Genomic DNA, 12798 nt, shown 5'->3' with positions numbered 1-12798 from the left:
TCATTTTTCACCTGGATTACCTAAATTCTTTAATAAAAAAAGGTGGAGATCATTCAGCATCTTCACCTTTTTTGTTGTGTGACAGCACTGCAGTCGTCCGGTTAGTTCAGTGAACAGGCAAGAGCCCCTTAATAATTTGCGAAGCATAGAAAGCATGACTAATGGGCATTTCAATGGTCTTGAAAAGTAGAAAAATTTTGATCAATTAACTCCGAAAACTAATTAAGTATGCTACAATGAGCAAAAAGTCTCGGAGGGTTCAAGATGCAAAGAAGTATTGTAAACATGGTTGATTCACAAGTAATCTCATCTGTAAAACATAAGTCTGATATTAGTAGAGCCATTGAATCGAACACGAACATTACTTTTCTATTGACAGGAAACTTGATTACGGCAAAGAATTATATTGATCAATTGAAAGAGGCTGGAAAAACTACATTTGTCCATATTGATTTTATAGAGGGGCTTTCCAATTCACCAAGCGCTATTAAATATATAGCAGAAGTGTGGAAGCCTGCAGGTATCATTACAACTAAAAGTAGCTTAATCAAATATGCAAAAGAGGAAGGTTTGATGACAATACAGCGGATTTTCTTGATTGACCGCAATGCTATGAAAAGGGGAATAGATATTGCACACTCCTGTAAGCCGCATGCTATAGAAGTTTTACCTGGTATTATGCCAACTATAATAGATGAGTTGACAAAATTAACCCACCTGCCAGTTATAGCAGGTGGGCTAGTGAGCTCCAAAGAAGAGATACTGGGAGGTTTGAAGGCTGGTGCTTTAGCTGTATCTGCTGGGAACCCTAAATTATGGAATTATACTTTTTGATTCTATAGATTGACAATATCCTTGACACTGTTAATAATAATTTTTGGTTTATACAGTGAATTTTTCGCCATTTTTTCGTCAGTGATTCCAGTTAAAACAAGTACAGATTGTAAGCCATAATCATTTCCCATTTTAATATCTGTTTCCAGTCGATCTCCCACTATGAAGCAATCTTCGGGTGGCAACTTAAACTGTTCTGTTACAATAAAATGAGCAGCGATTGTAGAGGGCTTTCCAAGTATTAATTCAACCTTTTCGCCTGTAGCCCCTTCCATCGCACCAATCATGGCACCACAGTCAGGAATTTGCCCATTATAAACTGGACAAGTCCTGTCTGGATTGGTTGCCAGTATTTTTGCGCCGTTGCGCCAAGCCTGAAAAGCGTGATTAAGCTTTTGATATGTGAAATTACGATCCCAGCCTAAAACTACGAATGCTGCATCATGATAGTCATCTGTTAATGGAACATTCTGGCCCAACAATTCATCAAAAAGAGGCTTCTCCCCAATAACCATGACTTTTTCATGATTTTTTAATCTGTTTTTTAAATATTTAGCAGTCAGTAAATTTGAATTGATAACTTCCTTAGAGCTGGCATTAATACCAAGTCTGTTTAATTTTTTCACATAGTGACTGATGCCTTCAATAGACTTGTTTGTAAGAAATACAACTTTGTCGCCTCTGTCTTTTAATTTTTTAATTGCTTCAGCTGCTCCGCTTATCAGTTTGTTATCTAAATAGATCGTTCCATCCAAATCAAAAATAAACCCCTTTTCCTTTTCCACAGTGTGTCCTCCTTGCACCCCTTCATTATGATTCTTTATTTGTAATTCTGTTCGCGATAGCCTGGAATAGTACAACAATTACGACTAAGATAATGGACATTGCTGCTGCAGAGTAATATTCAGCTCTTAGTACATTCTGGAAGATAGCAAGGCTCATTGGGGCCCAATCAGCTGGGGCCATTAGAATCGAAATACTTGTTTCCTTGATAACTGTTACAAATACCAGAATCGAGCCTGCCGCAATACCCGGTAGCATTAAAGGTCCGACAACTGTGATGGCAGCAGTTAAGGTGGAGGCTCCAAGGTTAATCGCAGCTTCTTCTATATCCGCCTTAATGGATTTCATAGTACCGATTGTTGATCTGACCATATAAGGCATTCTACGGATTGAATAGGCGACAATTAGGATAACTGCAGTACCGGTTAGGTTAAGTGGTGCAGTATTGAATGTTTGGATCAGTGCAATACCAAAGGCGATTCCGGGAACTATAAGTGGTACAGTTGTCATAAAATCTAGTCCGGTTGAATTGTGCCTGACTACAAAATAGGATACAAATGTGGCAATTAATACACTCAATATAAGAGCGCCAAGTGCTAATATCAGACTGTTTTGTATATTGCCGAGTGACCCAGTGAAAATATCTTCGTAATGCTGCAGCGTATAGCCTGTAGGTAAGGGATCCTTTCCCCAGGTTGTCGCTACTGATTGCATGAAAACTGTAAGTATGCACAACAGCGGGACAAAAACTATGAAAATCGAAAACGCAGACAGCGGTATGGTTAGTAATTTATTATTATTTAACTTAACTTGTTTAGGTTTTCCTGAAACTGAATCATAATTTTTTCCTTTAAGCAAGTAGTTTTGCAGCCAATAGACAACACCAGCGACTGCAATCATGATGACTGTAAGAATGGCTGCTCCACCCCAATTAAAAAATCCGGAAATTTCACGGTAAGCCTCTACTACAAGCAGATTCAAGTCTGTCGGTGCCAGAATGATAGGCGTTCCAAAGTCGGAAAAGCTTACAGCGAATATGACAAGCCCAGTAGATAGCATTCCCGGAACTACTAAAGGAAAAGTTACAGTGGAAAATGTGAGCCAGCTTTTGGCCCCCATATTCCTAGATGCTTCTTCCAACGAAATATCACTAACTTTAAATGCTGCGACCATCGGCCATAGTGCATAAGGGAAGAAGAAGAATATTTGAACCAAAGCTATTCCCGTCATGGAGTATGGATCTACGAGAAAACCTTCACCGCCCAGTGCTTGGTAAATATAAGTAACCCAGCCGGAACGTCCAAACATAATAATAAATGCGTAACCAGAGATGAATGTGGGTACTACTAAAGGTATTGTACAGAGAGCGCTGATTGTTTTCTTAAATGGCATTCTGGTTCGCGCTATTCCGTAGGCTATTGGGACGCATACTGCCAGCACAACGGCGGATACAACAATAGAAAGCACTAAACTGTTTTTTAACGCTCCAAAGTATGATCCATTGGAAAGTATTGATTTAAAATTATCTAACGTTGAATTCTTGAATTTATCAATTGTACTCTGCAAAGTGTCTACACTTATAAGGGAACCAAAAATATTTATGGGTTCATTTGTGAAACTAACAAGAAAGACAGATATTAAAGGTATAACAAGGAATAAGGCAAAAAAGGCGTAGATTAAAAGCTTAACAATCCCCAGACCTGTCAGATTTTTTTTAACCCATTTCATATTAATAACACCCTTTCAGGTGAGACGCCTAACTTCACCTTAGTTCCAGTGTCCAAGATATTATCACCGGATTCATATACAGTATCGGCTATCAATTGATACTTGCCGACTTTTATATCATACCTAACAGTCGACCCTAAATAAGTTGCGAATTGTATTGTACCTTCAAAGTAGTTGTCATAATTCCTGGAGTTCTCATCTACTAGATCAATACTTTCGGGTCTTATAACAACTTGAACGTCTTCTTTTTCAATATTAGAAAATGACTTAACGGATTGCTCGCCAATTTGAACCACGGCATCACCGTTGTCCCGACTAATAATCTTTCCATCCAGAATATTGGATTTGCCAACAAAGTCAGCGATGAATGGCGATTGTGGATGACTGTATAGGTCAGTCGGAGTGCCGATTTGAAGAATTTCACCATCCTTCATAACAGCCACGCGATCCGCCATGCTCATGGCCTCTTCCTGGTCGTGTGTGACAAAAATTGTGGTTATTTTAAGGTCCTGCTGGATTTGCCTTATTGTGTTTCTCATGGAGTGTCTGAGTTTTTGGTCAAGGTTGGACAGTGGTTCATCCATTAATAAAACTTCCGGTTCCATAACTAAGGCCCTGGCAAGGGCAACTCTTTGTTGCTGTCCACCCGAAAGTTCACTGGTTAATTTTTTGGCATGATCTTCTAATTCGACATATTCAAGAATATCATTGACTTTTTCTTCAATATCCTTAGGATACTTTGCAAGCTTGCTGTTCAGCATTCTGGTATAAATACCCATCTTTTTAAGTGGGTTGCTGCTTTTAAGACGACTGACATTTAAGCTGTAGGCAACATTATCAAATACATTCATATGTGGAAATAGTGCATAACTTTGAAAAACCATTCCACAGTTTCTATTGTTAGGTGCAATATCGTTTACCGTTTCATCACCAATTTTAATAATCCCATCTGTAGGTTGTTCAAAACCGGCTATGCACCTCATCGTGGTAGTCTTTCCACAACCGGAGGGACCCAAGAGAGCGAAAAATTCGCCCTCTTCAATGTCCAAATTTATATTCTGAAGTACAGTGACACCTGAAAAGTCTTTAACAAGTTGTTCTACTACAACTGCCCCCATTATATCAGCTTCCTTTTATTGTATTTTTGACTTCCATTCATCCCGAATGCGGTCATAATTTTCATTTACCCAGTCTATATCCAAATCTACTGCGTTTTCCTTCAATTTATCCACTGATAGCGGTGTTTTTGATTCTACATCCGGATTGATTGGGATATGGTACCAATCTGCCAAGACCTTCTGAGCTTCCTCACTAAGCATGAAATCCATGAATTTTTTACCGCCCTCTGGATTAGGCCCGTCTTTTACCAATGTTGCGGGATTTACTAGGATTGGCGTGTTTTCCGGTACGATAAAATCTACGGTTTCTCCATTGTTTTGATGCTCATAGGCCATAAAGTCGAACCCAACTGCAACGTGGGCTTCTCCCAATGCAGCCCCTTTGGTGGGTCCAGAACCTGAGTCAGGAATGGAGTTTGCTTGATCAGTCAACTTTTGGAAGTATTCCCAGCCTTCCTCTTCTCCATTTTGCATCATATAACTTAAAACCATTAAAGTAGCTGTACCTGATGCAGCAGGATTAGGGAACTGAATCTTGCCTTCCCATTTTGGATCTAATAAGTCATCCCAGGTTTTAGGCGCTTCTTCTTCGGAAACTAATTCCGTATTGTAAGCAAAGCCAAGAACGAACATTTCAGTTCCAACATAATAACCATCTTCGTGCTTCATTTTGATACCGTCTTCAACAACTTCCCAGTCCTCGGCACTTTCGGGTATATATGAGGTGATGATATCTTTATCAACAGCAGCCTCAAATGGAAGAATGCCTCCCCCCCCATACCATACATCGGCTTCAGGATTATTCTTTTCCGCCATCATTTGATTCACTAATACGTTTGTACCAGCATAGTGAACACTAACATCACCGCCATGAACCTCCTCAAATTTCTGAGCAAGTTCTTTGGAAAGCTCAGGTGTCTCTGGCGAATATAGTGTTATTGATCCAATATCGCCACCATCACCATCACCGCTTCCAGATGACGAGTCATCGCCAGCACATGCGCTTAGCAACAAGATGCTAATCAATAAAGTGATTGCTACAAAAATAGACCTCTTTCTCAAATTCCACACCCCTTTGTTCTTTTTTGAATAAACCCTAAAAAAAGAGAAAAGACATAAAATAAACACACCCCTTCCTATAAAAGCCTGGGGCTATCATTTACGTTCTCTTCTCCTGCTCTCTTAGAGATATTCAATTAGTACTTATAATCATAGCAAACGCTTTCATGTTTGTAAACAAAAATGTTAAAAAATTTTAATTATTTGTTATTTGAGTTTTAAATTCGGTCATTGAACCTTTTGTGTTTTTAAATTAAGGTATCATAGTAATATTTGAAAATTCAAAACGATATAATGATAAGGAATATAAAAGGATAAATTCCTTAAATGATGACAAAACAAAGAGGGATGTGGTACAAAGTTAGTTATTTTAGAAATTTTGGTGGTGGACGTCTCTTGCATATAAATTTATTGTTCGTGATCAATTGTCAGTTGGTGTTGTCATTGGCTATGGTGAAAATGTTTCCCATGCTGAGCAAAATGTCCGTCTCGGTTTAAGAAAAATGAAAGAAGATGATAAGGCATCGATTTTAGTTATTGATGAACAACAATCCATAACAACTAAACTCCCCAATTATGAAAAGCGGTTTTTTAAACGTTGAATATATAAAACGGGTTTTAAGGTAAAGTTTGTGGAAGAAGAAATTAATTTTAGAGATGCTGTAAGACTTATTATATACGCACGAAAATATAACAGACAGGAATTCACTGCTCAGGACGTTTCGAGGTGGTTGCAGAGTACAGACCGAAATGGAAGAAGGATATTGGCAAACTTGGAAAATGCCAATTTAATAGAGAAATGCGGAATGACAAACTTAAAACAAAAGGGAAGGCCTAAAATCACGTATAAGTTTGTAAAAGACATTCCACTTTCGTTATGACTTTTATAAAGGAAAAAGAGGTTATGTAGTTGGATAATTTAAAAGAATGGTTGGAGCATAACTTATGCAAATTGAATAATGTTGAAAAAATGGATGACCCGCATGCCTTTACAAGATTGGGATTTACAAATGAAGAAGCAAAGTCGCATCAACAATTTATCGATATTGCAAAGGAGCTGAACATGCAAACATATCGGGATCAGGCAGGTAATCATTGGGCTATTTGGAAAGTCGACAAAAAAAATCAACTATTGCAATGGGATCGCACCTTGATACCGTGTATAACGGTGGTGGTTATGATGGTGTTGTAGGGGTTTTGTGTGCATTGGCAACTATCAAAATGTTAAAAGATGCCCATTTTAAACCACAAAAGAATATCGCTGTTATTTGTTTTGTATCCGAGGAATCATCACGTTTTGGTATTTCCACGATTGGGAGTAAGGCAGTTTCAGGGGAATTGGATTTTAATGAGTTAAAGGGCGTTACAGACAAGGACGGAATAACAGTCAAACAAGCGGTAGAAGACATGGGTGTTCATTGGGAGGAGCTGGAACAGGCTGTTTTGCCATCGCATAAACTGGAGCAATTTCTTGAGGTTCATATCGAACAGGGGGACAAATTGCAGGAAAGTCATTCACAAATTGGCATTGTCACTGGAATAGCCCGTCCAACACGACTAATTGTAACGACGTATGGGACATCGAACCACACAGGGACAACACCGATGCACAAGCGAAATGATGCACTGGTAGCAATAGCTCCGCTCATTTCATATGTACAGGAGGAGGCGTTGAAAATCAATCAGCAGAAAGATCCTTATCTTGTGGCCACGGTGAGTACAATCAGCGCAAAACCAAATTCCATTACGAGTATTCCTGGTGAAGTCCAAATGGGAATCGATATAAGGAGTATTAACGATGGTGCCAAACAGAAATTGGTAGAAAAAATCACAAATTATTGTCAGCAAATAGAAGGACAATACAGTGTCCATGTTCAGCTTCATACACTCGTTGATAACAAGCCAGTCAATCTTGATCAAACGATTCAGACGAAATTATCTAGATCAAGTCAGAATCTTTCGTTTAAAACGGAGAGTATGGTTAGTGGGGCGGGGCATGATGCAATGAATATGGCAACAAGGTGGCCAACAGGATTAGTATTTATACCTTGTCGTGATGGGATCAGTCATCAGCCTCAAGAGTATACTGAAATTCAAAATATGGAAAATGCGACAAAGGTATTATCCGAATACCTTCAATCAGAAGCACTGCTATGAAACAACAACTATCTTTGTACGGAGGAATTAACATGAAAACATTCGTGGAAAATTACTTAAAGGATAATAAGTCCTATTTTAAAGAAGTGAGTTCATATATTTATCATCACCCGGAAACCAGATTTGAAGAATATTCATCCTCTGAATTTTTGGCTAATGAATGTGAAAGACAAGGGTTTACAGTAGAACGTAACGTTGCAAACATTGAAACCGCATTCACTGCAACCTATGGGTCAGGGGCTCCCGTAATAGGATTTTTGGGAGAATTTGACGCCTTATCAGGATTAAGTCAGGAGCCGAATGAAACAACGTATAAACCTTTAGAACGTGATGTTGGTCATGGTTGTGGCCACAATTTACTGGGAACCGGTGCTTTTGCAGGAGCATGCGCAGTAAAAAAATACCTTGAGGAAAATAATATTTCCGGTACTGTAAAATTTTTCGGCTGTCCAGGCGAGGAAGGCGGTTCAGGAAAAACATTTATGGTCCGGGAAGGAGTGTTTGACAGTGTAGATGCGGCTCTGACATGGCATCCGTCCCCAGCGAACGCCATTATGAGTTTATCAAGTCTGGCAAACTATCAGGTGAAGTTCCGTTTTAGAGGTACATCAGCCCATGCGGCAAACGCTCCTCACCTTGGAAGAAGTGCACTGGATGCAGTCGAACTCATGAACTCTGGTGTCAATTACCTGAGGGAACATGTTATACCGGAAGCTCGGATGCATTATGCTGTTACAAACACCGGTGGAATATCACCAAATGTGGTGCAGGCAAATGCGGAAGTCCTCTATTTAATCCGGGCTCCAAAAGTTCATCAGGTTGATGAGATTTATCAGCGGATTTTAAAGATAGCTGAAGGGGCAGCGATGATGACGGAAACGGAAGTAACAATAGAATTTGACAAAGCATGTTCCAACTATATTCAAAACCGTCAATTGGAAAAGATCCTACATGATAGTTTGCAAGATATAGGTTCTCATACCCCGACTGACAGTGAAGAAGAATTTGCTAAACAGATATGGTCCACATTGACAGACGCTGAACAGGAAAATTATTTAGATCCTATGAAAGGGTTCGGCTACATTGGAGATGGCAGTGAATTTGCAGGTAAATATCTAGCAGATTCTATTTCGCCTTATCATGAATCACAGGAAATACTGGCAGGCTCGACAGACGTGGCCGACGTTAGCTGGGTCGTTCCAACAGCACAACTGACGGCTGCTACGTCAGCTCTCGGTACGTCGCTGCATACGTGGCAAATGACTACACAAGGGCTAAGTGAATTTGCAAATAAGGGACTGCTACGAGCAGCTGGAAGTATGGCGTTAGCCGGCATAAAGTTGGTTGAGTCAGAAGAGGCATTAATGAAAGTGAACCAAGAGTTTAAAGACTTCCGTGAAAAAAATAGTTACACATGTCCGATTCCAGATGGTGTGTATCCATCTACACTGAACGAACGCTAAATTAAAGTGAGGTGTATTATGAAAAATAAAAAAGGTATTTTTCAAAGGTTCTTAGATATAATTGAGCGAGTCGGCAATAAACTCCCGGATCCTTTTGTTTTGTTTGTCGGTTTAGCTTTATTAATGGTAGTTGTCTCGTATATTTTTAGTTTGTTTAACGCTTCCGTCGTTCATCCGGGAAGTGGTGAGGAAATTCCGATTAAAAATTTATTATCCGGTGATGGGTTACAATTCATACTAACATCAATGCTGGATAACTTTACCGGATTTGCTCCATTAGGTTTAGTGTTGGTCATGATGTTGGGGATTGGACTGGCAGAAAAAGTCGGATTGTTGGATTATGCCATCCGGAAGACGATTTTAAATTCTCCGCCTGCGCTTATTACGTACACGATTGTTTTTGTTGGTATTCTTGGGAACTTGGCGTCCGACGCTGCAGTTGTTTTAGTCCCGCCATTAGGTGCGCTGGTTTTTTATAAAATTGGACGCCATCCACTTGCCGGTTTGGTTGCCGGGTTTGCCGGAGCTGGTGCCGGGTTCACAGCAAATCTATTTATAGCGGGTACGGATGCATTGCTGTCCGGGATTTCTACTGAAGCTGCCGCTATTATAAATGATTCCGTTACGGTAACACCAGTGGATAACTGGTACTTCAATATCATTTCTGTATTTGTATTGACCATTGTCGGTGGACTTGTAACCTCCAGATTTATTGAGCCGAGATTAGGCAATTATGAAGGTGAAGCTGTAGAAGGAGACCAAGAAGAAGAACTGCCAAATGCAAAGAAAGGGTTTATCAATTCCATTATTGCTGCTTTGGTATATCTAGCGATCATTGTGATAACAATTATGCTGCCAAACAGTCCTTTACGTAATGAAGATGGAGGAATTGTACCGTCCCCATTTCTCGATGGAATCATCCCCATTATTTTCTTGCTTTTCATCGTAATAGGTGTAACCTTTGGTCTAACAGTTGGTAAGATTAAGTCCAGTAAAGATGTTAGTCATTACATGGCTGAGTCTATGAAGGATATGGCGAGTTATATTGTTCTCGTGTTTGCCATTGCCCAATTCATTGCATTTTTCAACTGGTCTAATCTAGGTACATGGGTTGCAGTAAATGGTGCTGAATTTTTACAGAATATAAACTTTACTGGTCTAGAGTTGATTATTGGATATATTATTTTCACAGCATTGATGAATTTCCTGATTACATCTGGATCAGCAAAATGGGCAATCGAGGCTCCCATATTTGTTCCGATGTTTATGCAATTGGGGTATGATCCCGCCTTTACACAGGTTGCTTATCGTGTAGCGGATTCTTCAATGAACATTGTGACACCGTTATTTCCGTACATGGTTATCATTCTTGCGTTTATGCAACGGTATGACAAGAAAGCGAGCATCGGAACGTACATCTCATTAATGCTGCCGTATTCCATTGCTTTCTTAATCGCATGGATTGTCATGATTATCGTATTTTACTACACGGGAATCCCTTATGGTCCCGGCGTCACTACGTATTTGTAAAAACAATAATTAAGGAGAATGTTAATGGTTAATAATCATTTAGCTGAAAAACTAGTTGAGTGGAGAAGAGATTTTCATCAATATCCGGAAACAGGATTTCTTGAAATGCGAACTGCATCTATAGTTGCTTCTATATTGGATCAACTGGGCTTTGAATTACAAATGGGAAAAAATGTAATGTCACCTGACCACTGCATGGGGAAACCGAATGACACGGTGACGAAACAACACCTGGAATGGGCGCGAGAAAATGGCGCACACCAAGATTATATTGACTATTTTTCCGAAGGTTATACTGGCATCGTAGCGACGTTGGATACAAATAAAAACGGACCAACGGTAGCTTATCGATTTGATATGGATGCACTGCCTATTAATGAATCGGATAAACCGGAGCATGTTCCTTTTAAAGAAGGGTTCCGTTCAATATTGGCAGATAAAATGCACGCGTGTGGACATGATGCGCACACGTCCATCGGGCTTGGATTGGCTTCATTAATAGCCGAAAATAAAGATAATCTTTGCGGCCGAATAAAGTTGATATTTCAACCTGCTGAAGAAGGCACACGTGGAGCAAAGTCTATGGTGGAGGCAAATGTCGTTTCTGATGTTGATTATTTTATAGCTTCACATGTTGGTATTGGGGTACCGCAGGATCATGTTGTTGCTGCTAACAATGGGTTTTTAGCAACCTCAAAAATAGATATTTCATTTAAAGGCAAAGCTTCACACGCTGGTGGAGACCCTGAGAAGGGGGATAATGCATTACTTGCTGCTGCTACAGCTTCTCTGAATATGTCGGGTATATCACGTCATTCCGAAGGGAGCACCCGAATAAATATAGGGGAACTGCATGCAGGCAGTGGCAGAAACATCATTCCCGATTCAGCTGCATTAAAGGTTGAAACACGCGGTGATACTTCAGATATTAATTGCTATGTTAAAAAACAGGTAGAGTCTATTGCAGTTGGGGCGGCAACCATGTATAACGTGGATTATAATCTTGAGGTAGTTGGCGAAGGAAAAAGCTGTAACTGTTCAAGAGAAGTAGCATCCGTTATTCATGAATGTGCACAGGAGTCGGATAAGATTACCGAAAGCGTCCTTGAAAGTAATGATAGCGCAGGCTCAGAAGATGCTACCTTTTTTATGGAAGAAGTACAGAAAAATGGTGGTTTCGCAACATACTGTGTATTTGGAACGGAACTAGCTGCTGGACATCATAATGAACAATTTGATATTAATGAAGATACACTTTTGCAGGCGGTAGAGATACTTTATGAGTCTTGTATGAAATTAAGTGACTTGAATTAGGCTGTGGTGTCACTACCTGTTTTGTCGAACATTGTCGAATGCAGTGAAAATCCTGCTAATATCTCAATGTTGCTTCACTACTACAATCGAATCGGGAGAAGAAAAAGTGTCATGTACAGTTCAGCACGACACTTTTTCTGTTTGGTGGTCGATTATAGAAAATAAAAGGTCATTTATCCCGATTTAACGGGCAGCAATACCCTATTACTTCAATATTTCAAGGAAACCGAGAAAGATATGTAGGGGGTCAGCTGCCCGCAAAGGTCGGACACTGATTGGAATCATGATTTTGCAAAGAATAGGGGCTATCAACAATAAAGCAGAGGAGATGTTTGATCGGTGCCTGAGGATGCTGTACAAAAGTGAACAGCATATACTTCAACAAAAAACGCATCCGCAGTTAAAATACTGTCCCGAATCGTCGGCTAATTAATTCGCTCCAGTTCAAGTAATTACCAAGCAATCTATTAATAAAGCGTTTTCAATCTATGGTAAAATTAACACGCGAATTAAGTGCCAAATGGGGAGTTGAACTGGAAGAATCGTTCCCAATTTCATTTGTGGGAAGTGGTGCAACATTAAATGATGCAACGACAAATGGGATGGAACGGGCGGCGAAACTATTCAATACTACTGTCCCGGAAGTGATGAATCGTGCTACTATCAACGGAGCAATCGAAATTGGCAGGAATCCGGGAGTTGTTACGGTTACATTCCTCGCACCCAAGCAATATTTAAAAGATAAACCTGAATTATTCATACTTCCAAACTAAGTCCTTTTAACTTTAAAACAGGATGTTCTTTTGGCCTTC

11 protein-coding genes and 1 pseudogene are annotated in these 12798 nt (G+C 39.8%); 8 read left to right on the top strand and 4 right to left on the bottom strand.

The annotated features are described in order from the left end of the window. Positions 1 to 264: 264 nt before the first annotated feature. Positions 265 to 834, top strand: a complete 570-nt coding sequence (locus tag ACFSUO_RS07865; RefSeq protein WP_382392798.1) for a glycerol-3-phosphate responsive antiterminator — start codon at positions 265 to 267, stop codon at positions 832 to 834. 2 nt (positions 835 to 836) lie between these two features. Here the strand turns inward: ACFSUO_RS07865 and ACFSUO_RS07860 are convergent, their stop codons facing one another. Genes ACFSUO_RS07860 through ACFSUO_RS07845 form a run of 4 tightly spaced genes read right to left on the bottom strand, consistent with a single transcriptional unit; the run spans position 837 to position 5534 of the window. Further along, entirely contained in the window at positions 837 to 1619 is a 783-nt protein-coding gene (locus ACFSUO_RS07860; protein ID WP_382392796.1) for an HAD-IIA family hydrolase, read from the bottom strand. 25 nt (positions 1620 to 1644) lie between these two features. Further along, positions 1645 to 3345, bottom strand: a complete 1701-nt coding sequence (locus ACFSUO_RS07855) for an ABC transporter permease (RefSeq protein WP_382392794.1) — start codon at positions 3343 to 3345, stop codon at positions 1645 to 1647. After that, complete coding sequence (locus ACFSUO_RS07850; RefSeq protein WP_382392792.1) at positions 3342 to 4463, bottom strand: ABC transporter ATP-binding protein; 1122 nt, start codon at positions 4461 to 4463, stop codon at positions 3342 to 3344. The genes ACFSUO_RS07855 and ACFSUO_RS07850 overlap by 4 nt, the downstream gene beginning before the upstream one ends. Before the next feature lie 15 nt (positions 4464 to 4478). Continuing rightward, the gene (locus ACFSUO_RS07845; protein WP_382393156.1) at positions 4479 to 5534 is read right to left on the bottom strand and encodes an ABC transporter substrate-binding protein; all 1056 of its coding nucleotides are present in this window, start codon (positions 5532 to 5534) and stop codon (positions 4479 to 4481) included. A gap of 413 nt (positions 5535 to 5947) precedes the next feature. Here ACFSUO_RS07845 and ACFSUO_RS07840 point away from each other — a divergent pair, with 413 nt between their 5' ends. The 7 genes and pseudogenes from ACFSUO_RS07840 to ACFSUO_RS07810 form a co-directional block, all read left to right on the top strand. Beyond that, positions 5948 to 6124, top strand: coding sequence for a hypothetical protein (locus ACFSUO_RS07840; protein WP_382392790.1), 177 nt, complete (start codon positions 5948 to 5950; stop codon positions 6122 to 6124). Between the two features lie 308 nt (positions 6125 to 6432). Continuing rightward, positions 6433 to 6714 (top strand): hypothetical protein, encoded by a 282-nt coding sequence (locus ACFSUO_RS07835; protein ID WP_382392788.1) that lies wholly within the window; start codon positions 6433 to 6435, stop codon positions 6712 to 6714. Further along, positions 6660 to 7679, top strand: coding sequence for a hydantoinase/carbamoylase family amidase (locus ACFSUO_RS07830; RefSeq protein WP_382392786.1), 1020 nt, complete (start codon positions 6660 to 6662; stop codon positions 7677 to 7679). The genes ACFSUO_RS07835 and ACFSUO_RS07830 overlap by 55 nt, the downstream gene beginning before the upstream one ends. 32 nt (positions 7680 to 7711) lie before the next feature. Beyond that, positions 7712 to 9142: a M20 family metallopeptidase gene (locus tag ACFSUO_RS07825; RefSeq protein WP_382392784.1), complete on the top strand. Its 1431-nt coding sequence runs from the start codon at positions 7712 to 7714 to the stop codon at positions 9140 to 9142. 18 nt (positions 9143 to 9160) lie between these two features. After that, a complete protein-coding gene (locus ACFSUO_RS07820; protein ID WP_382392782.1) occupies positions 9161 to 10672 on the top strand; it encodes an AbgT family transporter in 1512 nt (503 codons plus the stop codon). Between the two features lie 24 nt (positions 10673 to 10696). Then, positions 10697 to 11986: an amidohydrolase gene (locus ACFSUO_RS07815; RefSeq protein ID WP_382392780.1), complete on the top strand. Its 1290-nt coding sequence runs from the start codon at positions 10697 to 10699 to the stop codon at positions 11984 to 11986. A gap of 515 nt (positions 11987 to 12501) precedes the next feature. Further along, positions 12502 to 12759 (top strand): annotated as a pseudogene (locus ACFSUO_RS07810) (acetamidase/formamidase family protein); the annotation flags it as partial. Between the last annotated feature and the right edge of the window lie 39 nt (positions 12760 to 12798).

Origin of the sequence: Lentibacillus juripiscarius (assembly GCF_042685205.1) — a bacterium.
GTDB classification, from domain to species: Bacteria; Bacillota; Bacilli; order Bacillales; family Amphibacillaceae; genus Lentibacillus; species Lentibacillus juripiscarius.
This window is presented reverse-complemented; position numbering and strand designations above follow the sequence as displayed.

Bases quoted from the DNA above. Each gene is read 5' to 3' on its own strand.
- ACFSUO_RS07865 (WP_382392798.1), top strand. From the start codon at position 265: ATGCAAAGAAGTATTGTAAACATGGTTGATTCACAAGTAATCTCATCT.
- ACFSUO_RS07855 (WP_382392794.1), bottom strand. From the start codon at position 3,345: ATGAAATGGGTTAAAAAAAATCTGACAGGTCTGGGGATTGTTAAGCTT.
- ACFSUO_RS07850 (WP_382392792.1), bottom strand. From the start codon at position 4,463: ATGGGGGCAGTTGTAGTAGAACAACTTGTTAAAGACTTTTCAGGTGTC.
- ACFSUO_RS07830 (WP_382392786.1), top strand. From the start codon at position 6,660: ATGGGATCGCACCTTGATACCGTGTATAACGGTGGTGGTTATGATGGT.
- ACFSUO_RS07825 (WP_382392784.1), top strand. From the start codon at position 7,712: ATGAAAACATTCGTGGAAAATTACTTAAAGGATAATAAGTCCTATTTT.
- ACFSUO_RS07820 (WP_382392782.1), top strand. From the start codon at position 9,161: ATGAAAAATAAAAAAGGTATTTTTCAAAGGTTCTTAGATATAATTGAG.
- ACFSUO_RS07815 (WP_382392780.1), top strand. From the start codon at position 10,697: ATGGTTAATAATCATTTAGCTGAAAAACTAGTTGAGTGGAGAAGAGAT.